Genomic DNA, 25,752 nt, shown 5'->3' on the forward strand with positions numbered 1-25,752 from the left:
TTTAATGCAGAAGATGGTTCTTATCTAATAAATAATCTTTAACCATAGCTGTACGAGCATCACCAGTTACTCCTGGGAAATAGTTAGTGGTATCAGCTAATATATTTTGATAAGTTAATCCACGAGCATCACGCATAATTGTTACATCTGTACCGTGTGCAAAGTGACAGCGTACACAAGTGTAGCTATCAGAAGTTGTAGTGTGGCGGTATGCATGGTCAAATGTACCAGTTTCTTTACCGGATGAAGCTAGGTAGTCTGTGTGGCAAGATGCACACCAAGTAGACATTGCTACACCTTTACCTCCAGCAGATGAGCCCCATAATGTAGCAACATTTGTTGTAGTTACATTATTTGCATCTGGAGTAGAAACGTCAAGCTTAACGACATAAGAACGAGCCATGTTACCGAAAGTAACTCCATTAACAGCAGTTGTTAAAGCTGTAGCACCAGGGTAAGTAGTGTTGTCTGCTCTTACACCAAGGAAGCCCTTACCTAGTTTTTCACCAGCTTTTAGGCTGTCAGTGTGAACTTTATCAATATATTTTCCTGCGTAAGTCGGATCTGCATAGTTGTCAGCATATTTAGTACCATCATAGAAAGCAGTCCAGTAATGTTTTGTATGAGTTGAGTCGAAATCATACTCATGTAACCATGGATCAGTATCGATTACATATTGTGTTCCATTCCATTTCATCAACTGAAGGACAACGTCACCAGTTTGTAATCCTTTTGCAGCGTAATCAGCATTTGTAGGAGCACCAGTATCCCCAATGTTGAAACGATAAACCACATAGTTAACAGTTGATTTTACGCCAAGTGCGTCTGTGATTTCGATATCAGCAGCAGCATATTTAACTTTCATGTCAGGCAGAGTTGTTTTGTCAAGAACTGGAGTGCCCTCTAATTTCTTACCGCCATCTTTAATAAGCGTGTTACCCATTCCGTTTGGATCTTCGTTTAATAAACGGTCAGAGTATGAACCATGTGGTGCATGACAGTTTGCACAAGTGAACTCTTCTGTCCATTCTCCACCTCTTGTTGAAGTTTCCTCACTTACAGCAGCATTGTTTCCACCAGGAGCTGCGCTTAATTTTACAGTTCCGTTAGCTAAGTGAGCAGACATGTTACCATCATGAGTTCCACCGAATGTACCAGCAGAGTTAGAGCCAGTACCCATAACGTTATAGAAGCCTAATGTACCATCATGACATGCAGTACATGTTGCATATTCACCGTCTTTGAACAATAAGCTTGCACCTGCGGCTGTGTGTGTTTGGTGACAGCTGGCACAAGAGTTAGTGTTGTTCATATAGGAACCGTGTGTACGTTGTGTTCCGTGTGAACCGTCTGTTCCTTTAACCATGTCATCGGATTTGATAACATTTCCAAAGTTAGCATCTTGACCCCCAACACCAGAACCAGTTTTGTTGGCGTTGCTTTTATCAACAGTGTTGTAGCTGTTATCACGATCAGTATCAGTTGCAACCTTACCATCTACTACGCCTGTACCGCTCTTATCGCCTACTCCAGGATTGTAACTTGGAGTATTACCGGCAGCAGAAGCCACAATGCTAAACATTGCTACTAACATCAATGTTAGCAGGAATGAAAAGCCTAATTTGATCTTACTCATTCCAAAAAACCTCCCATTATCTCTCTCTTTTTCTCTCTTTAACTTCTTGCTATGAAAATACTATTCACCCTAATTTTAGGCACCACCTCCTTTAAGTAGGGATAGTTTAATAGTATAATGCCACCCGTTGATTTAACGTATCGGTAATATACACCCGGTCATTATCATCCACGTATAATCCATTTGGAAGGTAGAACTGTTCATTTTGATCACCCATAGATCCGAATGTAAACAATTGTTCACCTTTTTCATTAAATCCATAAATGGTATGTGATAAATTATTTACAACATAGAGAACGCCTCGTGAATCAACACCAATCCCACGTGGATTAACAAATACGGAAGAACCTTTTCCATCTTTAGAACCATTGATGGTTCGAAGATATTTCCCTTTTTTATCATAAGCTAAAACGCGCTGATTACCTGAGTCACAGAGAAATAGCTCGCCCGTTTTCTTATCCATTGCAACCGCATTTGGTGCTTTAAATTTGTCATACTTATTCGCACCAGTGCTAATTTCTTCTAGCTTTTTACCAGATAAATTGAACACAAATACCTTGTTTTGTTGTACATCCGTTACATATAATTTTTCATCAAAGATTCGAATGCCTGCAGGAGATTTTAATAGTTTATCTTTATCATCAAAGTATTTGATGAATTTCCCTTTTGAATCAAAAATAGAGATTTTACCGTTATATAAATCTGCTACAAACACATCACCTTTATTATCCCCGGCAATTCCATATGGGAATTTGAATTCACCTTTACCTTCGCCTTCTTTACCAAACTTAAAGACCAGTGTTCCTGAACTATCAAAAACTTGAACTCTCTTATTATTGGTATCAGATACGTAAATGAATTCTCCAATTTTTGCTACATCCATTGGCTTGTCTAACGCATTATCAAAATCGCCGTAAAAAAGCTGGCTGAAAGTTGGAGGTGAATTAGGGTCAATTACAGTAGATGCTTTCCTTACAGTAGATTCCATATTCAAAAAATAGATGGCAGTAAACGCAGCAATTACTAGGATTACAATCCCGCTCATCCACATGTATACGGTTTTTTTCTTCATTGGTTATCACCCCTTGTTAGCTAATTTTTACCGATTCTTTTGAGCCCTTCTAAGGCTGGTTTGTACAGAGGATCGTAATTTAGTGTGTCTTTGTAAATTTCTTCAGCATTCTTTTTATCACCTTGGTCTTCAGCAACACGACCAATTTCATAGAGAATATCAGTATTTGCCGGCATTAACTTGTTAGCTTCATTAAGTGCTTCAATTGCATCGCTATACATTTTTAATTTACGATATGACATTCCTTTTAATAGAAAACCTTTATAGTCTTTAGGGGAAATCTCCGTTGCCTTTTGAGCCATTTTTACTGAGTCATTTAGCCGATTTTCCTTGTTATAGACGAGTCCAAGGTTGAAGTAGGCATCAAAATAATTTTTATCTAAATCTATGGCTATCTTATATTGATTAATTGCCTCATCATTATCACCATTTAAAAAATAGGCATATCCAAGTGTTACATATGATTTGGGATCATTAGGCTTCTTATCAACCGTATCTTTTGCGCTTTCTAACTGTTGCTTTAATTGATCTTGATCGTAGCTGGACCATAAGTACTTACTACTAACGTAGTACCCAGCTCCAACTGAAACCACTAAAGTCAACGTTAAGAGAAGGAGCGTTTGCCACCATTTAAATTTTTCATTTTTTTGTTTTTTGTTCTTTTTATTGGGTTCTTGTTTAGCCTGTATCTCTTGCGCTTGACTGACTGGTTGTTCTTGAACTTCCATACTAACCCTCCTAACTAGCAATCTTCCTGTCTATTGTTTATGGCAGGCAGTGCATTTATTTTTTACGTGACAGGTATAACAGTACTCGGTAACACTTTGCTTTTCTGCTAATGGGACAGGGTGTCTTTGTTTATCAAATCCCTTGTGTAGAGCAGGATGGCACGAAGAGCAAGCAACCATTGTCGTACTAATACCACCTGCTTGTTGATAGTTATGACATGCTAAGCACTCCTGTTTATCTTTTGATGCCTGATTACCATGATCCTTCATCCAAGTACTCGTGTGACTAGCAGGACGTACACTGTGACAATCTTTACAAAAAGTATTTTCCTTTGCATAATCGTATTGATTCTTTTTCTTTTGAGCTATACCGTTATCCTTATTTAGATACTTTGTTACAGTTGATACATCATCATAACCCACTAGTGGGACAGTAGACATATCCTTATGACACTGATTACACTTTTGTAAGTTTGATGCTGCTCGTTGACCATGAGTCTTAGTTGCGAAATCAGCTTGTTTATGGCTTTTTGGAACCATTCCAGTTTTATGACAATCACTACATTCGGTTGTAACTTTTCGTGCCTTATGACATTCTATACAAGTGTCCATATCCGGTCGGATGAATTTAATATCTGACATCGCCTCAGTACCAACTTCAGCATCCCATTTATCAAGGTCTGTGGAATATGTCATTTTTCGATCAGCAACTTTACCGTGGGCAACTCCACTATGACATTGGACACATTCGACACCTTTATTTTCGTGTTTGTCATGGGGAATAATCAAATCCCCAGAAGGTGTTACTTCTCTATTAAAAACGTCATGACATGATTCACATGCACTATTCGGTATTTCATTAGGCATTCTTATCGGTGCTGCAGAGGTCCCCGTTGATTGCTTTTTCAATTGGGCCACTAATTCTTGTGCCTTATCTTTCGCTAAATCTTTATACACTGTGTCGGTATGACAACTTGTACATTCAACCTCACTATGAGTGGAGGCTTTCCATGTATAATACTCTGGTTTCATCTCATGACACGATGAGCAAAAAGATGAACTAGAAGATTCTTTTAGCCCTAATCCTCCAATTGCAAAGAAGAGGGCTAAAACCAACACAGTTAAGGTCGCGATTTTTATTAATTTATAATGCAATTGGGGAGGGGTCGGCTGTTCTTGCTTGTGCTCCTCTTCCATAATAGCGACCCTCCTTTATGTTTAATTAGTTGTTTACAGGAGACTTGAATCCTGTTCTATGACAATATTGACAATAAACATCTGTTGCTGCTTTTGGAGTCGTTGAACCTTCCACTGGCTTTTGATTATCATGGCAGACAAAGCATTCAGATTTTTGCTCAGCTGTTTTTGCTTTACTAGCGTGGGCGGTTAACCATTGATCACTACTTACGTGACCAGCAGGACGGTCCGAGTGACATGCACTACAGAATTTATTAATACGTGCTTGTTCTTTTACAACTGTTAGGTTTGGAACATATTTTATTTTGGTTTTCATCTTAAGTAGTGACATAATATCTTCTTTTGGAATTTCTCTTACCCACTTGGAATCTTGGTGACAGTTCACACACTTATCTAATTGTTGGATAGCTGTGGTGCCATGATTTCTATTCCAACCTTCCACTTTATGACTCTTAGGTACCTTAATCTTCTTATGACAGGTTTCGCATGACATGGATACCTTAACGTCTTTTTGCTCCTTGCCAATTGCTTGAAGAATAATATCTTGTGTTTTTTGATCGTGCTCAGCTAATGTTGCTGCATCCGTTTTTTCTGTTTCTGTGGAAGCCGTTGTATTAGTTGACGTAGTTGATGCAGTTGTTGCTTTAGCTGCTGATTCATTTTGATTTTCTTCTACTTTTTTCTCAGTCTCTTCAGCATTCGCCGGTACGCTGTAGGCTGGGTCTTTCCAAGGTTTTACACCGTTATTTACCTGATCATGACAGTTAATACAAGTTCCCATATTAGGTCTCAAGTATTTTTCTTCCATTAATTTCTCAGCACTTTCCTTTGTCCAATCTCCGCGAACTTCTTCAATATTAATTCCGCGAGAGGCCATTTTCGCGTGGACAACACCTGAGTGACAAGTAATACAAGGTATTCCTTCTTCGATATGACCTTTATGGTTAACTTTTAGGTCACCCGAAGCAGTAACCAGACGATTTTTAGAGTGGCATTGCAAACAGTTTTGACTGGAAACTGCTTCTTCTTCTGTTTGTACAATTTGTTTTGGTACTCCTGTAACGTGGTAATAAACTTCTTTCAAGGACTTCACTTTATGTGTCAGCATATTAACCGTACCGGATTTGATATGACACTGAACACATGAAATTTGATTGTGCGCACTAGCTGTAAAAGAAGTGTATTCTGGCTGCATTTCATGACAGCTTGAGCAGAATGAAGGTGAGTTGGTAAATTGCAAGACACCGTATCCTCCACCAAATACAACAATACAGCCTACCAGGGAAACGAATAGCAATTTCCACCTGTTGACTGGATTTTTCCAATCTATATCTCTGAACTTTTGCCAGAGCCTGCGAATTGGGCCTGATTTTTTCTTTTTTTCTCTAGATTCGGGTTCTGTCTCTTTATCTTTTCTCCCCCAAAAGGCCACTGAACTCACCCTTCCCATTTCGGACTATTTATCTATTTATTTTCCAAATTATCCTCTCTAAAGGTAGTATCTAACATTGTCAGAGTATAATCCAATGTACAATTTGTGAATATTTTTTCATGTTTTCGACAAGTTTCATTTCACCTAAAAACATCATATAAATGTTGTTTTTAAGGGGATTGATTAGTACTACACAGGTAGTATTAAGATAATAATCGCCTCATATTTATACATAATTAATCAATATTATTCATAAGTTATACATTACTAGTGAACCATCTCTCCATTTGCTGCGATATCGCCACCAGTTTGCCATATTTGACAGAATTCCGAAAATTTAGGAACGCTTTATTAGTTGTTCAAAGAGTCAATAGAATATAATAGTAGAATCACAACTTTTTGCTTATGTTTAACATTGTTGTCACTGTAAAAAGGAAATGGTAAGATGAAAAGGAAAATTATCGAAATTTAACAGTTTTTTTTATTATGATTTAGTCTTGAGAATAAAGGAGCGTTCATCAGGTATGGGGATTTTAAATAAAGTATTTGATTTGAACAAACGCGAGTTGAAACGGTTAGACAAGCTCGCTATCAAAATTAACGAGCTTGCCTCCCAAACAGAAAGATTAACGGATGATCAGCTTCGTGAAAAAACAGCCGAATTTAAAGCACGCTATCAAAATGGGGAAACACTTGATGATTTGCTTGTGGAAGCATTCGCAGTTGTCCGTGAAGGAGCCCGTCGTGTGCTTGGATTATATCCATACCATGTCCAGTTAATGGGTGGTATTTCTCTTCATGAAGGGAATATTTCGGAAATGAAGACCGGGGAAGGTAAAACGTTGACGGCAACCATGCCAGTTTACCTAAATGCTCTATCAGGCAAAGGGGTACACGTTGTTACCGTTAACGAATATTTGGCTAGCCGTGACGCCACCGAAATGGGTCAGTTGTATGAATTTTTAGGATTAACGGTTGGCTTGAACCTAAACAGCATGGATAGTGAAGAAAAGCAGGCTGCCTATGCTGCTGATATCACCTATGGAACCAATAACGAATTGGGCTTCGACTATCTTCGTGACAATATGGTTCTTTATAAGGAGCAAAAGGTTCAGCGCCCGCTTTTTTTTGCGGTTATTGACGAGGTGGACTCCATTTTAATCGACGAAGCCCGTACACCGCTGATCATTTCAGGTTCTGCGCAGAAATCGACTGTGCTCTATATCCAAGCCAATGCATTCGTTAGAACGCTGACAAAAGAAGTGGATTATACCTATGATGAGAAGACAAAGGGCGTAATGCTGACTGAAGAAGGGATTAGTAAGTCTGAAAAAGCATTCGGCATTGAAAACCTCTTTGATATTTCACATGTGACCTTGAACCATCATATTAACCAGGCGTTAAAGGCCAATGTTAGTATGCACCTTGATGTTGACTATGTTGTTCAAGACGGCGAAATTGTCATCGTTGACCAATTTACTGGCCGTTTGATGAAGGGCCGACGCTACAGTGAAGGCTTGCATCAGGCGATTGAAGCAAAAGAAGGCCTTGAAGTTCAGAATGAAAGTATGACGATGGCAACGATTACGTTCCAAAACTACTTCCGTATGTATGAAAAATTGTCAGGTATGACCGGTACTGCCAAAACAGAAGAAGAAGAATTCCGTAACATCTACAATATGAATGTTATTGTGATTCCAACGAACAAACCAATTGCTCGTGATGACCGCCCGGATTTAATTTACGCATCCATGGACGGTAAATTCCGTGCGGTTGTCGAGGATATTGCGGAACGCCATCAAAAAGGACAACCCGTTCTCGTTGGTACGGTGGCGATTGAAACATCTGAATTGATTTCAAACTATTTATCTAAGAAGAGAATCCCACATAATGTCTTAAACGCGAAAAACCATGAACGAGAAGCAGAAATTATTGCTGAAGCAGGTCATAAAGGCGCTGTTACCATTGCAACAAACATGGCAGGTCGTGGTACGGACATTAAACTTGGGGAAGGTGTTTTGGAACTAGGCGGTCTTGCGGTCATTGGTACTGAGCGCCATGAGAACCGACGGATTGATAACCAGCTTCGTGGACGTTCTGGACGTCAAGGGGACCCAGGTGTGACCCAATTTTACTTATCCATGGAAGACGAATTAATGCGCCGCTTTGGTTCCGACAATATGAAAGCAATGATGCAAAAACTGGGGATGGATGATACCCAGCCGATTCAAAGTAAAATGGTTTCCCGTGCGGTTGAATCAGCGCAAAAACGTGTGGAGGGTAATAACTTTGATGCCCGTAAACAACTCTTGCAATATGATGATGTACTCCGCCAGCAGCGTGAGATTATTTACTCTCAGCGTGATGAAGTATTGGAATCTGAAGACCTTCGTGAGATAGTCCAAAAGATGATTTTAAATTCAATTGAGCGGAATGTGGACGTCCATGCCCCTCGCCATGAGGATGAGGAAGACTGGAATCTTCAAGCAATTGTGGAGTATTGTCAGGCTAACCTCCTCCATGAAGGCGATCTTACAGTTGATGATTTAAAAGGTAAAGAGCCGGATGAAATGGTTGAAACGATCTTTGCCAAAGTCCGGGAACGCTATGAGGAGAAAGAACAAATTCTGTTCCCAGAACAGATGCGTGAATTCGAAAAGGTGGTTACCCTAAGAGCGGTTGACTCTAAGTGGACAGACCATATTGATGCAATGGATCAGCTTCGTCAAGGAATTCATTTGCGCGCTTATGGTCAAATCGATCCGCTTCGTGAATACCAGCATGAAGGATTCGCGATGTTTGAAGCGATGGTTCAATCAATCGAAGAAGAAACAGCGATGTACATCATGAAGGCGGAAATACGCAATAACCTGGAGCGCCAAGAGGTCGCAAAGGGTCAAGCTGTAAACCCGAAAGAAGATGGCGAACCCGTAAAGCAGAAGCCAAAGGTCAAGCAGCTTGATGTCGGACGAAATGCACCGTGTATCTGCGGTAGCGGTAAAAAGTACAAAAACTGCTGTGGTGCGGGAAAGTAAGTTAGAGGTTTAAGGTCAGCGACTAGGTCGCTGACCTTTTGATTTTTTGAATTCGTCCATGTTATCCACATTTTCAGAAAAATAACAGATAATTCTGTGGGTAATGTGTATAAAATTCTGAATTTTGTGGATAATCACTTTAAAAAAAGAGTTATCCCCATGTGAATAACTCATTTATTGTTCCTATTTTGCATATAAAAACGCTGCCCCGACTCTCGGAGCAGCGTTTCTGATTGTTTATTAATGTGCTTCAATTAAGCCATAGCGGCCATCTTTCCGTTTGTAAACAACATTTGTACGGTTTGTATCAGAATTAGTGAATACATAGAAGCTGTGTCCAAGCATATTCATTTGCAGAATCGCTTCTTCACTATCCATTGGTTTTAAATCAAAACGCTTGGTACGGACTAATTCAAGATCTTCATCTTCAAGATCGTGAATTTCAGGGCTTTCAGTTGCTACAAAAGTGAAAGATGGCTCCCCTTTTTCACGGAATTTACGGTTCACTTTTGTTTTATGTTTGCGGATTTGACGCTCAAGCTTATCCGTGATTAAGTCAATCGCCGCATACATATCAATATTTGTTTCCTCAGCACGTAAGACTAGCTGGGGCAGTGGGATAGTTACTTCTACTTTTGAAGATTTATCTTGATTGAATCTAAGATTCACATGTACTGTCGCATCTGGTGACTCAGTAAAATAACGCTCCAATTTAGTAATTTTCTTTTCGACATACTCTCTAATTGCTGGAGTAACCTCAATGTTTTCGCCACGTACGTTATATTTCATGTGGACTCCTCCTTTTGTCTAAGGCTATGTATTAACAATTCTATTTTGCCCTATCAGATTCCTGCTAAATCACTAGAATAAATTTGTCGAATTATTGACAAAAACAACAGGAATATAGTGGAAATGGTGGATATAATCATTGACTTTATCAGGTGTTTTTAACTAAAATGAGTGGTTATTCATATAATATTGTATTATTTTGTAGAAGCATTTGCCACTAAATCACTCAGGAAGATGTTACATTCGTGTGAATCTCTGACGGATTGTCTACCTAGCGATGGTAAGGGCCTGAATACTTTCAGCTCCTGCCCCTTTTAACAGTTTGGCAGCATGCCTCAGGGTTGAGCCAGTGGTGTATATATCATCGATTAATAAAATTCTTTTGCCTGTTAGCTCGCTATTTGAAACAAGTTGAAAGACTTGGGTGAGATGAATGCGCTCCTCTCTTGATTTTTTCGATTGTTTTTCCGAATGGATTCGTGTGAGGATTTCCGCTGCAGAATAGCCGGCAAGTGTTAAGACGGCGGCTGCCTGATTAAATCCGCGCTCATACAGCCGCTCATCGCTTAGTGGGATTGGAACTAGTAAATCAGGAATAATAGTAGCGATTTTCTTTTTAAAATACTCTACAAATACCTTGGCTAATACATAATCACCTCGAAATTTGTAGGAAGCGATCAGTTCTTTTAAAAATTCATTGTAAAGATAGAGGGAGTGATTTTTTTCAAGGTACCCCTGCCATTCAAGGTCCTCCTCCCAGCGAGTGCAATCATTACATAAGTCCCCATCCCGATACTGTTCATCTAAAAGGTGAAAAGGGCGGCTACAGATTCGGCAGGTCTCTCCTACTATTTTTTCAAGCTTTTCCTTACAAGCTGGGCAAAGGGGATCCTCTGTTTCTTTTGAAATAAGGGAACCCCAGCTCACGGTTGGCACGATGAATGTGTGGCAATAAAGGCAACGATCGTTCTGAAATAGATTCATTTTGCTCCTCCCATATCATCCAGTAAACCTCTTTTATATCCTTCTCGGTTCATCGTTACAATCTGTCTCCTCGCCTTTAGCATCTCTTCGGTTTTTCCATAGTGAAAAAAAGTCACAGTTCCAGTTGGGTAGTCCTTGCTCCTCCCTGCCCTTCCTGCAATTTGCACAAGTGCGCTTTCGGTAAAAATAGCGTCTTCTGCTCCGACAACGGCCACGTCAATATTCGGGAAAGTAACACCACGCTCGAGGATAGTGGTAGTAAGAAGCATTGGGAGTTCCTTATTCCGCATTTTTTGTACTTTGTTTTTTCGATCTGGGTCTTCAGCATGGACGGCTTCTATCGCCGGATGAAATGGGCGCAAAATGGATAAGGCTTTCTCCATCAACGGAATATGGGGAAAAAAGATTAATGTCTGTTTATCTGCTTGAATTCGCGTCTGTATCCAACGAATGACATTTTGCGGCAGTCTCCCCTTTTGAAGTTGTTTTGACCAGTTACCGCACCAAACAAATGAGGGGACAGGGAGAGGTTTGCGGTGGAATCGGGCCGGGATGGTGGTGTACGCTCTTTTCCCAGTCCGGCATTCTCTTTGCCATTTCCCATTGGGGGTTGCAGTGAGATAGATCATGGCGGATGTTGGTTTTCGGGCCTGGACAACGGCATGCTGGAGTGACTCCTCCACCGTGTATGGAAAGGCATCGACTTCATCTAAAATGATGGCATCAAAGGCTTGGTAAAAACGAAGTAGCTGATGGGTAGTTGCGATTGTTAAGGGGGCAAAGAGATGGCGGTCCTCACTACCGCCATAAAGAGAGGCAATCGGAATTTGGGGAAAGGCCGCTTTCAAGCGAGGTGTCAATTCTAGGACGACATCTGTTCTTGGGGTCGCTATGCAGATTCTTTTTTTCGCAGCGAGGGCTGCTTCGATTCCTGCAAACAAGACTTCCGTTTTTCCCGCCCCGCAAACTGCCCATATCAGGTGCTCCTGATTTTGCCGAATAGCCTCGACAACCTGATTGGATGCCGTTTTCTGCCCTTCCGACAGTGTCCCCTGCCAGGCCATGATTTGGGCTGGTAAGGTAGTTTCTGGCTCAGGTCCGTTCCAGCCAATGAGCGGCGTACATTCGCTGATCCTCCCCATCATTAGACACTTTCGGCAGTAAATACAGGTCTCCCCGCACCTAGCACAGGGAAAGGCGGCAAACCACTGGGGGTCTCTGTTGCCACACCTAGCACATATGGACTGCTTTTTGTTTTTGAGGATTCCTTTACGGTAAGTTAGATAGCCATTTTCATAATGCATCTGGATTTCGGTTATGGAGTATGGGAGGTCATCAAGGAGGAGTTGTTTACCAGTGAGCTGCTGCAGTAGGTCTGGATTAAAGGTGAAAGCTGGATTAAGCGGCGGCTGAGGAATGGTTGGGATTTGTGTGATGGGGAAGGAATTCTCATGTGATTGGGTTGGAATGAGTTGGTTTTCTTCTACTCTGAATCGCATAGGTCACCTGCTTTTAATTTGAATTTGCTTGAGAAGTTTTTCCTCTATAAAAGAATAACTTTTGTTTCCCTCCCATTGATGATAGATACGTTTTTTGGTATGGCCAGTTGTTGGCAGATGGAGGGAAATTAATAATTTACGAGTGATATTAGGTGTTGGGATATGTAGGATGGTCTGGCATTCATGATTACTGATGGTTGGTTTAATCAAAAGGAAGTAGGCATTGATAGCTTCCATATGACCATCTCTCGAATGGGTGCTGCATTTCGGGCATATCCATTTACCATTTTGGTAATCCATGGAGATGTGGTCACATAATGGACATTGGACTCTAAGGAGGAGGTCTGTTTCTTGTAGATTATATTCTTTTAATAAATCGATTTCGATGGGGCTATTTCTGCTTAACAGAAAATGGGCTATTTCGCTTAATTTTTCAGTGTTGATTTTAACTTGTTTATAACGACTTTCGCTATCTTCAATCTTGTTAAAGACGTCTCTTCCTTTGCAGATTCTGGTTAAGTCTGTACCTGTACCGGTGGTTTTTAAGATGGTTTTGTGGGTACTTTTGAAAAAAATAAGGTAATCAATCGGCAGGAAATAGAGTTTATGCTGAATAAGCCATCTGGTTAGTAGAGATTGGAGTCTACGGCATTGGATTCTCGGGTCTTCGAAAGATTCTTCTGTTCCGTCTGAGTTTTTTCGAATAAGTTGCTTGAAAACATGATCGAAATATAAAACTCCAATGATATTTTTGGCTTCGATGATTAAGATGTGTGTCTGGGAGATTAGCAGGGTGTCGATTTGAAAATGGATGTCGTGGAGTTTTAGTTGAAGGTCGTGGAGGATTATGTATTTTTCTTGCGGCAATTCTTTTACGTAGTGTGCAAGGGCAGCTTCTCCCCAGTAGCCCGCCCATCTTTTGGCGAGGTCTTTTTCTAGATCAGGATACCTTTGGTGGCTTCGTTTGAGGTATTTTTTGAGGATTTCGGATAAGAGAAGTCTTCTTGGGAGAGTTAGTTCTTTTAATACCAAGTTTGATCACTCCTTTTTCTTTATAATTCTACATAATTGGAGAAATTCCTACAGGATTTTAAAAATTTTTTAATCAAACTAACTATTTTACTGTTAGGATTCCGCCGGGTTCTGAGTTATTTCCGCCTGTTTTCTTTTTAATTCCGCCTTCTTCTTTCTTTTTTCCGCCGACATTCCCATTTTTTCCGACAGCTATGTTTTTTCAGTTAGCTTATTTAAAAATAACTAACTCTTCCCTTTGCTTTGATTCCGCCGGATTGGCCTGGATTTTCCTCCGAGTTCTGAGTAATTTCCGTCTGTTTTACTATTAATTCCGCCTTCTTCTCTCTTTTTTCCGCCGACATTCCCATTTTTTCCGCCAACTCTGTTTTTTCTGTTACTCTTTTTAAAAATAACTAACTTTCCTTCTCCTTTGATTCCGCCAGTTTGGACTGGATTTCCGTCAGGTTCAGAATTATTTCCGCCTGTTTACTTATTAATTCCGCCTTCTTCTCTCTTTTTTCCGCCGACATTCCCATTTTTTCCGCCAGCTCTGTTTTTCAGTTACCTTATTTAAAAATAACTAACTTTTCCTTCTCCTTTGATTCCGCCAGTTTGGACTGGATTTCCGCCGGTTTCTAAGCTTTTTCCGTCTGATTTACTTTTAATTCCGCCTCCCTCTCTCTTTTTTCCGCCGACATTCCCATCTTTTCCGCCAACTCTGTTTTTTCTGTTACTCTTTTAAAAATAACTAACTTTCCTTCTCCTTTGATTCCGCCAGTTTGGACTGGATTTCCGTCAGATTCTGAGTTATTTCCGCCTTCTTCTTTTTTTTTCGCCGACATTCCCATTTTTTCCGCCAACTCTGTTTTTTCTGTTACTCTTTTTAAAAATAACTAACTTTCCTTCTCCTTTGATTCCGCCGAATTGGATTGGATTTTCGCCGGTTTCTAAGCTTTTTCCGTCTGATTTACTATTAATTCCGCCTCCCTCTCTCTTTTTTCCGCCGACATTCCTATTTTTTCCGCCAACTCTATTTTTTCAGTTACCTTTTTTAAAAATAACTAACTTTCCTTCTCCTATGATTCCGAAGGATTGGACTGGACTTCCACCAGGTCCAGAGTTATTTCTGTCTGTTTACTTATTAATTCCGCCTTCTTCTCTCTTTTTTCCACCGACATTCCCATTTTTTCCGCCAACTTTAATTTGAAGGTTTGGCGTCATGTTTAAATCAATGTAAGACCTTAACAAGAGCCAAATTAAAGGGGGCAGCTATTTAGCTGCCCCCTGACCCTTTATTGAATTATTCTCCTGAAGTCTGCACCTTAGATTGTTGCGATTTACCTTTAGGACCTAAATATTGATAATTATTTGGATCAATTGGCTTAAATCCGGTTGGTGTATAGAAACGTAACAAGTCTTTTGAAACCACATCATCCGACATTTGAAGCTCTTGTTGTACTTTGTCACTAATTGATTTATAAGCTGGTGTTTCCGGTACTACTTCACCCGTTGTAGGATTATAGTATTTACCGCTTATCTGATCAACATTTGGTGAAACAAAGTCGCCATTTCTAAATAATGCCCAATTACGATGTTGCGGAGATAATAAATCTGAACCAAATTCAATGTAATCTTTTGTATCAATTCCTAATAAATGAAGGAGCGTTGGTCGAACATCGACTTCACCACCAAATTGGTGTTGTACACCACCCTTAACTCCAGGAACGTGAATAAATAATGGTGTTTCTTGCAATGATGCATTGATTGTTGGTGTAATTTTAGGTACCCCGAGAACTTTCGCCATAGCCGTATTATGATTCTCAGAAAGACCATAGTGGTCACCATAAAGAATGATGACTGAATTATCATAAAGCCCATCTTTTTTCAATGAATCAAAGAACTGTTTAAGAGCTTCGTCCATATAATGAGCTGATTGGAAATAATTATTTACCACCGAATCACCAAAATCTCCTGCAGGGAATGTAGTGTCCTCGGGATCCATTTCAAATGGGAAATGGTTTGATAAGGTAATAAACTTTGTATAGAAAGGTTGTTTCAGACTCTCAAGCATTGGCATTGACTCTTGGAAATAAGGCTTATCCTTCATACCATAGTTCTTTGTATTTTCTGTAGACATATCATAATATTCAGCGTCGAAAAATTGATCATAGCCTAACTGTCTATACATAACATTTCGATTCCAGAAAGTCTTATAGTTACCATGGAATACAGCGGATGTATAACCTTTTTCACCTAAAATGGCCGGTGCCGCCTGATACGTATTTTGGTCTTTATTAATAAAAACAGCGCCTTGTGATAACGGATATAAAGAATTTTCCATTAAGAATTCAGCATCAGATGTTTTTCCTTGTCCAGTTTGATGATAGAAATTATCAAAATAGAAGGTTTCTCCATCATTTGCTAAAGAATTCAAAAATGGCGTTACTTCTTGTCCATCTGGCATTTTATAATTAATCATAAAGTTTTGGAATGATTCCAATGAAACATAAATCACGTTCATTCCTTTGGCTTTTCCAAAATAAGCAGGGTTTGGAGCTGTATAATTTGCTTGTCTATAGTTTTGAACTGTTGATACATCACTGCTGCTAGCCATCGCACGCTGGCTGCTTGATTCAATATTTTGAATTACATCAAAAATCGTGAAGTTGTAGGCACCTAAATATTTCACTAAGTAGTTTCGGTCAAAAGAGCGCGATAATAATTGTGGACGATCTTTTTCAGCTAAACCAAGGTTGAATAAGAACACTGTCACAGCAAATAATAAAACAAGTTGATATGTTTTTCTATTTTTAGAAACTGCCTTTTTAAATACGGTAAAAGCTAAAATGATTAAAACAATGGTGTCCGTAAAATAAAATATATCTAGTCCATTCATCAAGGAATTGGCACTGTCACCTAATTGTCCAGAATTTGACTTAGCTTGCATGATAACCGGGACCGTGATGAAGTCATTAAAAAATCGGTAATAAACAATATTTGCATATAAAAGAAATGACATTATGAAGTTAATGGCAATCATTATCTTTTTGGTATGCTTTTTAGATAGCAATGCTAATCCCATAAAGAACAATGCTGAGCTAATAGGGTTAATAGCTAACAAAAACTTCTGAAGATTATTGTCTATTCCTAATTTAAATTCCATTTGATATGCGATATATGTTTTAATCCAAAACAAAATAATTGCGATCGCGAAAAAGGCAATATGACTATTTTCTATTTTTTTGAATAGTCCCTTCTTTTTCATTTTCAATCTCCTCTCAATCTACCATTCATTATCGTTATCGTTAATCAAACTCCAACTACTATAACATATTTATTGAAAAATGACTCTGGAAAAATATTGGGTTTAACCATTTTATAACAAAAATCTCACACCACCCTAGTTCATAAGGCGGAGTGGCAGCAAACACCATCTTTATTTTTTCATCCAACCCATTCCCATCGCACCGTCGCCTAAATGAGTGCCGATGACGGCTCCGAAATAGCCAATCATAAATTCCACATTAGGATACAGCACAGCTAGCTCCTTCCGCCACTCTTCTGCTTCCTTCTCGCGATTCGCGTGAATAATGACAGCCCGGTATTCCCCGCCGCCAGAAACCCCATCACCAAGTAAATCAACGATCCGTTTCAGGGCTTTCTTCCTAGTGCGGATTTTTTCAAACGGTACAATCACCTTATTTTCAAAATGAAGCAATGGTTTCACCTGCAACAGACTGCCGATAAAGGCTTGGGCACTTGACAGGCGACCGCCGCGCTGTAGATTGGACAAATCATCGACCATAAAATAAGCGTCAGCTGTTTTCTTCAGCTCTTCCAAACGATCCATAATCACTTCAGCCGATTCCCCACGCTCGGCCATTTCCCCCGCTTCAAGCGCATAAAAGCCCTGAACCATACAGCTGATTTCAGAATCAAATGCATAAACTTTAATCCCTTCCACCATGGTACCGGCTGTTATCGCACCTTGATACGTGCCGCTGATGCCGCTCGATAAATGAATGCTAATCACTGCATCATGATCAGCTGCTAGTTCTTCAAACAGCTCGACAAATTTCCCAATCGGCGGCTGTGATGTAGTTGGCAGCTCGTTTGTTTTAATTTTTTCAAAAAATGCGCTTGCGTTTAAATCGACTTCTTCCTGATATGCTTCTGTCCCGAAAATGACATTAAGCGGGATCATATGTATATTCCATTTCTCTCGTAACTCTTTCGGTATGTACGCGGTGCTATCCGTGACAATTGCCGTTTTCATAAAAATACCATCCTTAGTTTTAATCTACACCTTATTTTATATGAAAAAGCAATAAAAGAACACACCATAAAGATGTGCTCTCCCAAAATCATCTTACCTCTACCCAGCCATTTTTTATCGCAGATACAACGGCTTGCGTACGGTCATTGACGTTCATTTTTTGTAAAATATTACTTACATGGTTCTTAACCGTTTTTTCACTGATGAATAAAGATTCGCCAATGCCACGGTTGCTTTTACCATCGGCCAACATTTGTAATACCTCACACTCTCGGCGAGTTAACAAATGCAATGGACGGCGAATCTCTAGCGTCTGGACATAGCCGCCTCCAGTGTGAGTGGCTGTTGCCGCTAGCTTGCGATATTCATTGACTAAATTATGGGTTACTTTTGGATGTAAGTAGGAACCGCCTTCTGCCACCACCCGGACCGCCTCAATGAGTGCGTCAGCATCCATTTCTTTTAACAGGTAACCGCAGGCGCCCGTTTTCAAGGCATGTGTGACATAGTTTTCATCATCGTGAATCGATAGAATAATAACTTTTGTGTTAGGATATATTTCAATAAGTTCACGGGTTGCCTCGACACCATTCATTCCCGGCATATTGATATCCATAATCACAACATCAGGTAGGTACTGTTCGACAAGTCCTAGTGCATCGCTCCCGTCATCGCCTTCGGCTACGACCTGGAAAGACTTTTCAAACTCTAGTATTCTCTTAACACCTTCTCTGAACAGTTGGTGATCATCAATAATGGCGATTTTGGTAGTCATTTGGTATTCCCCCTCAAATCAATTTTAACATTAATCGCAATAAGTAGTTTAGTTAATTAATGGAACATGGATAGATACGCTTGTTCCTTTTCCAATTTTTGAATCATACTTGATTTCCCCTTCGAGAAGATCGACACGCTCTCTCATCCCAATCATTCCAAAAGAATCAGGCTTTTTAACAGAAGTATCAAATCCAACACCATTATCCTTAATTAGCACGGTAACAGCTGAATTTGAAATTTCCAATCTGACTTTGATTTCACAGGCATTTGCATGTTTGAGCGCATTTTGCACTGACTCTTGGATCATCCGGAACAATGCCACCTCATACTTAGCTGGCAGCCGTCGTTCCTCCCCCACATTTACAAAATCAATTCTTGAGTGATTATGATATTCTTCGATGGTTTGTAAATATTTTCTGAGGGTAGGGACAAGTCCCAAATCATCAAGTGCCATTGGGCGGAGATCATAAATAATTCTACGAACCTCATAAAGGGCGGCACGCACCATTTTCTTATAGCTATGCACTTCAGCAAACGCCTCTTCCGGACCTTGGTCGCGGTATACACGTTCAATCAAATCAGAGCGCATAATCACATTGGCCAGCATTTGGGCAGGTCCATCATGAATCTCGCGGGACAATCGTTTCCGTTCTTCTTCCTGAGCTTCAATAATTTTCAAACCAAAGTCCTGCTTGGCTTTTGCATTTTCAAGCACTTCTCCCACTTGTTTTAGATCGCTTGTCAGGTAATTCATGACGACAGATATTTGGGAAATAAGCTGATCGGCCCTGTCAATGGTATCATCTAACCCAATTAATCGCCGCTCCAAATCGTCTCTTTTTTCCAAAAGCTGTTTTTTGTACTGCCAATTAATCGAAAGATCCATTTGTAGCTGGTGGGCTTTTTCATATGCCTCGCGAACTTCCTCTTCTGTATAATGATTAAAATTCATACTAACTTCTGACAGCATGAGGCGTGCTTGATGAACTTGTTCTTCCAGCTGGTTCCCCTCTTCAATGAGTTTAACCATCATTTCTTTGATATTTTGGAGTTCAGTTGTCATACTTTCATAATCATGGCGGCATTGCTCGCCAATCCGAAAAATATCACTTTTACTGCATGTGACTCTGTCAATCATTTCTTCACGAATTTCATCAATGGATTTCATATTGACCTGTTTAAGTTTCATTCCATTCCCTCCAGGGGTATCTTCCCGTAAGGCCCTTAGCAAATTTTACCTTAAAACCTTATTAATGGCGAATCCTAACACTCTTATTGACCTTCCGCTAGGGTGAAAGTAATATAAATAAGTGTTACAACCTATTTTAAGATACTTTATGGACTATTACTATTATATCATTCAAACATTACTACTATATTAAAGGTATATTACAACATTATTTTTAAAAACATTTGAAAGGAGATAGTTATGCTTCCATTTTACCATACAGTAAAACAAACTGGCACACATGAGATTACAATCCAAAAATCGCGTTTCATTGCCCATATGACAAGAGCAGAAACCGAAAATGAAGCAGTAGAATTCATTCAATCCATCAAAAAACAGCATGGGGATGCCAACCATAACTGCTCTGCTTACCTCATTGGTGAGCATGACCAAATTCAAAAAGCGAATGATGATGGCGAACCCAGCGGGACAGCTGGTGTTCCCATTCTCGAGGTATTAAAAAAACGGAAACTAAAGGACACAGTGGTTGTTGTAACCCGCTACTTCGGCGGCATTAAACTAGGCGCCGGCGGTCTCATCCGTGCCTACGGCAAAGCGACTTCAGAAGGGCTTGAAGCAGTCGGCATAGTCGAGCGAAGCCTCAACCAAATCATCCATACCAAATTTGACTATACATGGCTTGGGAAAATTGAAAATGAATTACGTGGTGCTAATTATAAAATTAAACAAATTCATTACTTAGACACCGTTGAGGTCGAGACATACGTGAGTGAAAACCAAGTTCAGGCTTTCATGGACTGGATGATTGAGCTAACCAATGGGCAATGTACATTAGAAAAAGGTGAGATTGTTTATCTCGAAGAAGATTACGAACGGGAATAAATGGCGGAATTCCTAATTCTATTATAGTAGGACCATAATCTATATACAATGAGGGGCTCAAAAATTTTTTGAGTCCCTTGTCCTATTATGAACGGTCTTTAACGGTTGTTAATGTTCGTACGATGTTAAGCAGTGGTCGATGGTCTTTTCCCATGAGACCGATTTTTTCAGCAATAATTTCGATTAACAAAACGACAATTCCGATAAGGACAAGTGCTCCGCCGATTCTTGCCTGCGAGTAAATAATCGCCACAAGTCCAAAAAAGGCTGCCATTGCGTAAATGAGTAACACCGTTTGACGATGGGAGTAGCCCATTCGCAGCATACAATGATGAAGATGGGATTTATCAGGTGCCGACAAGGGCTGTTTGTTAATGATTCTTCTGATAATCGCAAAAAGCGTGTCAGATATAGGTACACCCAGAATAATAACGGGGATAACAAACGAAATAAACGTAACATTTTTAAAACCGAGCAAGGATAATACGGAGATGATAAAGCCTAAAAAAAGTGCTCCTGTATCCCCCATAAAAATACTAGCAGGATGAAAATTATAAAATAAAAAGCCAAGTGTGCTCGCAAGCACAATTAATCCAACCGTCACTACAAAGTAATTCTCTTGGATCAGGGCAATGCCTGAAATCGTGATGAGCGCAATTGAAGAAACTCCAGCGGCTAAACCATCTAGTCCATCAATTAAATTGATGGCATTGGTAATTCCTACAATCCACAGAATGGTAAACGGAATGCTCAAGAGACCAAATTGGAGCTGTCCGCCAAACGGGAGGTTAATGAATACAACCTGCAGACCTCCTAAAAAGACAACACTACAAGCGGCTAGTAATTGACCTAATAGCTTATACTTTGCCGGTAATTCAAACCTATCATCACAAAAGCCCGTAATGATGATAATCAGGCAGCCAAGTAAGATGGGAAGTGAATACTGGTTTTCAGGTTTGATAAGAAAAATCCCAACCAAAAAACTAATAAAAATGGCTAATCCACCAAGCCTTGGCATAATTGATTGATGGACTTTTCGCTGGTTAGGGCGATCGGTTGCACCAATTAAGAAGGCTAATCTTTTGATCAATGGAGTTATGAGAATTGAGATGAGAAAACATACTACCAAGGTAAGATACAGCATCGAACATCCTCCTTGTTAGTCAGTTTGTCCATAATAAGCAAACCAATAACAACTAATGTTTGGTAAAATTAGAAAAGCGCAAGGCGCCCGCCTATCGGCGACAAGCACAAGACGAGCCGGCCGAAAGGTTGCTTTTTTTAAACCTTTTGGACGGATTAATCTAAATGTGGAGGCGACTGTTCTGGGACTTTAGGCTAAGACGCACCCTGCAAGAAGGCGTTTTTTCCCTTCTTCAGGGGGTGGCTTATGACTTGAGTCCCAAGGAGCCGCAACTGGATAAGCTTGTGACCTCGAGGGGCTAGGCGCTGGAGCAAGACAAACCTCGAAATCGAACTTTAGACATTCTTATACTTTCAAAAAAGGTATCTATTATTGGCTTTGTGCCCTTTTCATTAACTTAAAATAGTCGTCCTGTAAAATTTGTTCATTATAGAATTTTGAATCCTTAGCTAACTCACTATTGAGAAAACCTAGACCACTTTCCTCCTCTATGGTTCTCCTGTTAGAAAAGAGATTTGTCCCTAACCCCAAGCGATCGCCTTGAATGGTTACGCCCATACTGGCTAAAATCGTTGGGTACATGTCTAAGGCAGTAAAGATCCTATTTTTTGATTGAACCGGCTCTATAGCCGGATTAATAAAGGCATTATAAGTAGTTCGACTATATCCCTTGGCCATATATTTTTCAAAATACCCCCCCGGCTGCATACTGAGGTGATCACCTAGCAGCACGATGGTTGTATTCGGATAAAAGTCCTGTTGCTGCAGCCACTTTACAAATCCATCTACTTGTTTGGATGAATACGCAAAGACATTTTCATATTGTGTGCGATATTTTTTTTCTGCTTTACTTTCTAAATACCCATCAGGAAAATGGGTGTTTGCGGTTAATAGAGTCATGCTGAAAGGTTTCTTCTTATTTGCCAAGGACGATATTTCTTCTTTGGCCCAGTCAAATAAATGCGTATCATCATAACCCCACCATACCTTTTGACTTCCTTGCATTTTCCCTTCTTGAATAGCCGTATTGAAATCAGATATCAAATAATCTCCATGTCTCTTGTAGTAACCTTTGCGCCCTCCAAAATTTGCATCAGACCCAAAGATGACTTCTTGATTGTATCCTTCTTTTTTTAATACATCACCCAACGTATAAGCACCTGCTAAGAAATTACTGGACGTATATTGATTCCCATTAACAGGAATTTTCAGGGGCAGGCCTGATGTGGTTCCTACCAGTCCCCCTACCGTCCAGGTGGTGCCAAAAATTCGGTTAGCCCCGCCTATTTTATCAGAATTGGAAAAATTTAAATTTGTCTTTGCAATCGTCGTTAACTCAGGAATCACATTATAATTCCATCCTCCACCGTTATCTTTATCAATCATTGAGTTTTCCATCGATTCTAAATAGACGATAATCAGGTTCCTTTTTTGTTTTGGAAAAGTAAGCGATACCTTACTGCCATCAACGTAATGAGTATCTATATAAGTTGAGGTGTCCGTTACACCTTTCACATAATGTTTAGCGCCTACGAAATGATAACAGGTGATGAGAGATAGAATGAAAATAAGGAATGCATATAATAATCTAAATTTATAAATCAACTTTAATGGAGATAGACCAAAGGTAAACGTTTTATGTTTCATTTTCACTTCAATGACATCTCTTCTTCTATTTATTCCTAAAACCGGTATGAATACAATAAAAAGAATCAAAAGAAACGGAAGGAAACTGGATTGAAATGCAGAAATAATGACATCACTTGGTGTCCCCTTCGTATTGCTAATAAGATAAAAAATCATTTCCTCTAAGCTTTGATTAGTAAAGTTTTTCTTAATATAGGTTGCAAAGGAAAATATAACAGTGCTTAGGATTAAGATAAAAATGGTTAAGTAACTCATGAACAACTTATTCTTCTTCTTCATCGAATGGACTCCACCCTCATTTTATTATGAAAGTTAACTTTTTTATGAACGTTTTGCTATTTTGTAAAAGTCTTATAACATACTGTCTATTATGTTAATTTTTTGTAAAGAAAATACGTTTCAACACATTTCTCGAAATGAAAAAACCACAGTTACTGTGGTTTTTGAAAAAGACTCTGTTATATTTGGCTGTTGATTTCCGCTACAGGCGCTCGCTTTCCGCGGGCGTGCCGGGGAGCCTCCTCGGCGCTTACAGCGCCTGTGGGGTCTCCCCTGCTCCGTACTCCCGCAGGACATTGGAATTCTTCCTCGAGTCCGCCCACGCACGAAGAAAATGCGTTAGCATTTTCGAGGAGTCGAGCGCCTTCCGCTCCAATCAACAGAGTATAAAAACAACAATTTTGTTAAACAGAGCCATATAAAAAAAAGGATTTGGAAAAATTCCAAATCCTTTTTTTATTATCTGTCTTTTAAATTAATTGGCTTAAAGCCTTTCATGAATTTAAGAAGCGGCTGATAGTCTTCGCGCACCAACCCGACCTTCTCCACAATGATCTCAATCGCGACTAATAAAGTTAAAATCACAATTAGTGAGCCCCATACGGTTGATTGCGAGAAGATAAAGGCTACTAGTCCAAAGACTAAGCTCATCGCATAAATGATTAATACAGCTTGTTTATGTGAAAATCCTATACGTAATAAACAATGGTGTAAATGCGATTTATCGGGTGCAGATAACGGCTGCTTATTTACCAGTCTTCGAATAATTGCAAAGAATGTATCAGAGATTGGCACCCCAAGGATAATAATCGGGATAACTAGCGAGATAAAGGTTACATTTTTAAATCCGAGCAATGAAAGGACACTGATGAGGTATCCTAAAAATAACGCCCCGGTATCCCCCATAAAAATCTTGGCAGGATGAAAGTTAAAAATTAGGAAACCAAGTGACGAAACGGCAGCAATCAGTGCCAAAATCATAACATATGGGTTCCCCATCAGAAAGGCCATACCAGAAATGGCGAATAATGCAATCGTTGAAACACCGGCTGCTAGACCATCAAGTCCATCAATTAGGTTAATGGCATTGGTGATTCCAATAATCCAGAACATCGTAATTGGAATGCTTAAGAAACCGAAGTTTAATTGACCGCCAAAAGGCAAGTTGATAAACTCCACTTTAAGGTCTCCCATAAACACAACAATAAACGAAGCAAGGATTTGACCAAATAGTTTTACCTTAGGAGAAATTTCCTTTGTGTCATCCAGAACACCGGTTAGAATAATGACAATACTTCCAAGGATAATTGCTAAATGAATATTTTCATTCGGATTCATTATCGGTAATAGCGACGTAGCATCAGGCCGTATAATCGCGACGCCAATCAGGAAGCTTATATAGATGGCCAAACCGCCTAGACGGGGCATAATCTTCTGATGTACTTTTCGTTGATTTGGTTTATCTGTTGCACCAATTTTAAATGCAAGTTTTTTGACTAATGGGGTGAGAATTATGCTTGAGAAAAAACAAATAGCTAACGTTAGATAGAACATATAGCCCTCCATGGTTCATTCCGTAGTTTGGTATTTTCATAATTAATTAATTTCAATGAAACCTAGAGACAATCATACCCTTATGGATTATAGCACAGACAATATTAGAAATAAATACTTCAATTCTACAAATTTCTTACCCTATTTTTAGAATATTAAACTTACATATTATTAAAAATAAAGATTTATCAATGATGTAAGCCGTTACTTATCCCTACTACCTCTTATTCAGAATGACAAAAAGATATGTAATTTTACTAATTTCGCCATTAATCCATCCTTTATTATTATTAACGTTTAAAATAAAAAAAGGTTTCATAGAAAAGCGCAAGGCGCTTAGACTTCGGCGACAAGCACAAGACGAGCCGGCCGAAAGGTTGTTCTTTTACCTTTTGGACGGATTGCCCTAAATGTGGAGGCGACTGCCCTGGGACTCTAGACTAAGACGCACCCTGTAAGAAGGCGCTTTTTGCCTTCGTCAGGGGGTGGCTAAAGTCTAGAGTCCCAAGGAGCCGCAACTGGATTGGCTTGTGACCTCGAGCCGATGGCGCCTGAAGCTGGACAATTCTCGTTGTCTAAATGCCATTTTTATTAGTTATGGAAAAGCCTCTGTTCATT

Annotated in this window: 20 protein-coding genes; 2 read left to right on the forward strand and 18 right to left on the reverse strand. The window is 39.6% G+C overall.

Going from position 1 to position 25,752, the window contains the following annotated elements:
- Position 1: 1 nt before the first annotated feature.
- The 5 genes from JOC76_RS20175 to JOC76_RS20195 all read right to left on the reverse strand — a co-directional run bounded on the left by JOC76_RS20175 (position 2) and on the right by JOC76_RS20195 (position 6,083).
- Positions 2–1,636: a cytochrome c3 family protein gene (locus JOC76_RS20175; RefSeq protein ID WP_205180581.1), complete on the reverse strand. Its 1,635-nt coding sequence runs from the start codon at positions 1,634–1,636 to the stop codon at positions 2–4.
- A gap of 106 nt (positions 1,637–1,742) precedes the next feature.
- Positions 1,743–2,708: a 6-bladed beta-propeller gene (locus JOC76_RS20180; RefSeq protein ID WP_205180582.1), complete on the reverse strand. Its 966-nt coding sequence runs from the start codon at positions 2,706–2,708 to the stop codon at positions 1,743–1,745.
- Positions 2,709–2,728: 20 nt separating this feature from the next.
- Positions 2,729–3,436: a tetratricopeptide repeat protein gene (locus tag JOC76_RS20185; protein WP_205180583.1), complete on the reverse strand. Its 708-nt coding sequence runs from the start codon at positions 3,434–3,436 to the stop codon at positions 2,729–2,731.
- Between the two features lie 30 nt (positions 3,437–3,466).
- Positions 3,467–4,633 carry a NapC/NirT family cytochrome c gene (locus tag JOC76_RS20190; protein WP_205180584.1) on the reverse strand — a complete coding sequence of 389 codons (1,167 nt, stop codon included), beginning with the start codon at positions 4,631–4,633 and terminating at the stop codon, positions 3,467–3,469.
- 25 nt (positions 4,634–4,658) lie between these two features.
- Entirely contained in the window at positions 4,659–6,083 is a 1,425-nt protein-coding gene (locus JOC76_RS20195; protein WP_239557848.1) for a cytochrome c3 family protein, read from the reverse strand.
- A gap of 506 nt (positions 6,084–6,589) precedes the next feature.
- Here JOC76_RS20195 and secA point away from each other — a divergent pair.
- Positions 6,590–9,100, forward strand: coding sequence for a preprotein translocase subunit SecA (secA, locus tag JOC76_RS20200; protein ID WP_205180585.1), 2,511 nt, complete (start codon positions 6,590–6,592; stop codon positions 9,098–9,100).
- Positions 9,101–9,340: 240 nt separating this feature from the next.
- Here secA and hpf read toward each other — a convergent pair whose 3' ends face one another.
- The 10 genes from hpf to JOC76_RS20245 all read right to left on the reverse strand — a co-directional run bounded on the left by hpf (position 9,341) and on the right by JOC76_RS20245 (position 19,628).
- Positions 9,341–9,889 carry a ribosome hibernation-promoting factor, HPF/YfiA family gene (hpf, locus tag JOC76_RS20205; protein WP_205180586.1) on the reverse strand — a complete coding sequence of 183 codons (549 nt, stop codon included), beginning with the start codon at positions 9,887–9,889 and terminating at the stop codon, positions 9,341–9,343.
- A gap of 267 nt (positions 9,890–10,156) precedes the next feature.
- The gene (locus JOC76_RS20210; RefSeq protein ID WP_205180587.1) at positions 10,157–10,873 is read right to left on the reverse strand and encodes a ComFC family protein; all 717 of its coding nucleotides are present in this window, start codon (positions 10,871–10,873) and stop codon (positions 10,157–10,159) included.
- A complete protein-coding gene (locus JOC76_RS20215) occupies positions 10,870–12,372 on the reverse strand; it encodes an ATP-dependent helicase ComFA (protein ID WP_205180588.1) in 1,503 nt (500 codons plus the stop codon). The genes JOC76_RS20210 and JOC76_RS20215 overlap by 4 nt, the downstream gene beginning before the upstream one ends.
- A gap of 3 nt (positions 12,373–12,375) precedes the next feature.
- A complete protein-coding gene (locus tag JOC76_RS20220; RefSeq protein WP_205180589.1) occupies positions 12,376–13,404 on the reverse strand; it encodes a nuclease-related domain-containing protein in 1,029 nt (342 codons plus the stop codon).
- 215 nt (positions 13,405–13,619) lie between these two features.
- Positions 13,620–13,748, reverse strand: a complete 129-nt coding sequence (locus tag JOC76_RS30555) for a hypothetical protein (RefSeq protein ID WP_275591384.1) — start codon at positions 13,746–13,748, stop codon at positions 13,620–13,622.
- A gap of 273 nt (positions 13,749–14,021) precedes the next feature.
- On the reverse strand, positions 14,022–14,228 hold the full coding sequence (locus tag JOC76_RS20225) for a hypothetical protein (protein ID WP_205180590.1): 207 nt from the start codon (positions 14,226–14,228) through the stop codon (positions 14,022–14,024).
- A 458-nt stretch (positions 14,229–14,686) separates the two neighbouring features.
- Entirely contained in the window at positions 14,687–16,651 is a 1,965-nt protein-coding gene (ltaS, locus tag JOC76_RS20230; RefSeq protein WP_205180591.1) for a lipoteichoic acid synthase, read from the reverse strand.
- Between the two features lie 171 nt (positions 16,652–16,822).
- Complete coding sequence (locus JOC76_RS20235; protein ID WP_205180592.1) at positions 16,823–17,662, reverse strand: DegV family protein; 840 nt, start codon at positions 17,660–17,662, stop codon at positions 16,823–16,825.
- A gap of 88 nt (positions 17,663–17,750) precedes the next feature.
- The gene (locus JOC76_RS20240; RefSeq protein ID WP_205180593.1) at positions 17,751–18,437 is read right to left on the reverse strand and encodes a response regulator transcription factor; all 687 of its coding nucleotides are present in this window, start codon (positions 18,435–18,437) and stop codon (positions 17,751–17,753) included.
- A 48-nt stretch (positions 18,438–18,485) separates the two neighbouring features.
- Positions 18,486–19,628, reverse strand: a complete 1,143-nt coding sequence (locus JOC76_RS20245) for a sensor histidine kinase (protein ID WP_205180594.1) — start codon at positions 19,626–19,628, stop codon at positions 18,486–18,488.
- A gap of 240 nt (positions 19,629–19,868) precedes the next feature.
- Between JOC76_RS20245 and JOC76_RS20250 the strand changes: the two genes are divergently transcribed.
- Positions 19,869–20,510: a YigZ family protein gene (locus JOC76_RS20250; RefSeq protein WP_205180595.1), complete on the forward strand. Its 642-nt coding sequence runs from the start codon at positions 19,869–19,871 to the stop codon at positions 20,508–20,510.
- Positions 20,511–20,595: 85 nt separating this feature from the next.
- On the opposite strand, the gene JOC76_RS20255 is transcribed toward JOC76_RS20250, so the two are convergent.
- From JOC76_RS20255 to JOC76_RS20265, 3 genes are all read right to left on the reverse strand, one after another.
- Positions 20,596–21,654, reverse strand: a complete 1,059-nt coding sequence (locus JOC76_RS20255; RefSeq protein ID WP_205180596.1) for a glycosyltransferase family 4 protein — start codon at positions 21,652–21,654, stop codon at positions 20,596–20,598.
- A 369-nt stretch (positions 21,655–22,023) separates the two neighbouring features.
- Positions 22,024–23,580 (reverse strand): LTA synthase family protein, encoded by a 1,557-nt coding sequence (locus tag JOC76_RS20260; RefSeq protein ID WP_205180597.1) that lies wholly within the window; start codon positions 23,578–23,580, stop codon positions 22,024–22,026.
- Positions 23,581–24,039: 459 nt separating this feature from the next.
- Positions 24,040–25,134, reverse strand: coding sequence for a glycosyltransferase family 4 protein (locus tag JOC76_RS20265; RefSeq protein WP_205180598.1), 1,095 nt, complete (start codon positions 25,132–25,134; stop codon positions 24,040–24,042).
- Positions 25,135–25,752 lie beyond the last annotated feature (618 nt).

Origin of the sequence: Neobacillus cucumis, from assembly GCF_016908975.1 — a bacterium.
Lineage (GTDB): Bacteria > Bacillota > Bacilli > Bacillales > Cytobacillaceae > Neobacillus > Neobacillus cucumis.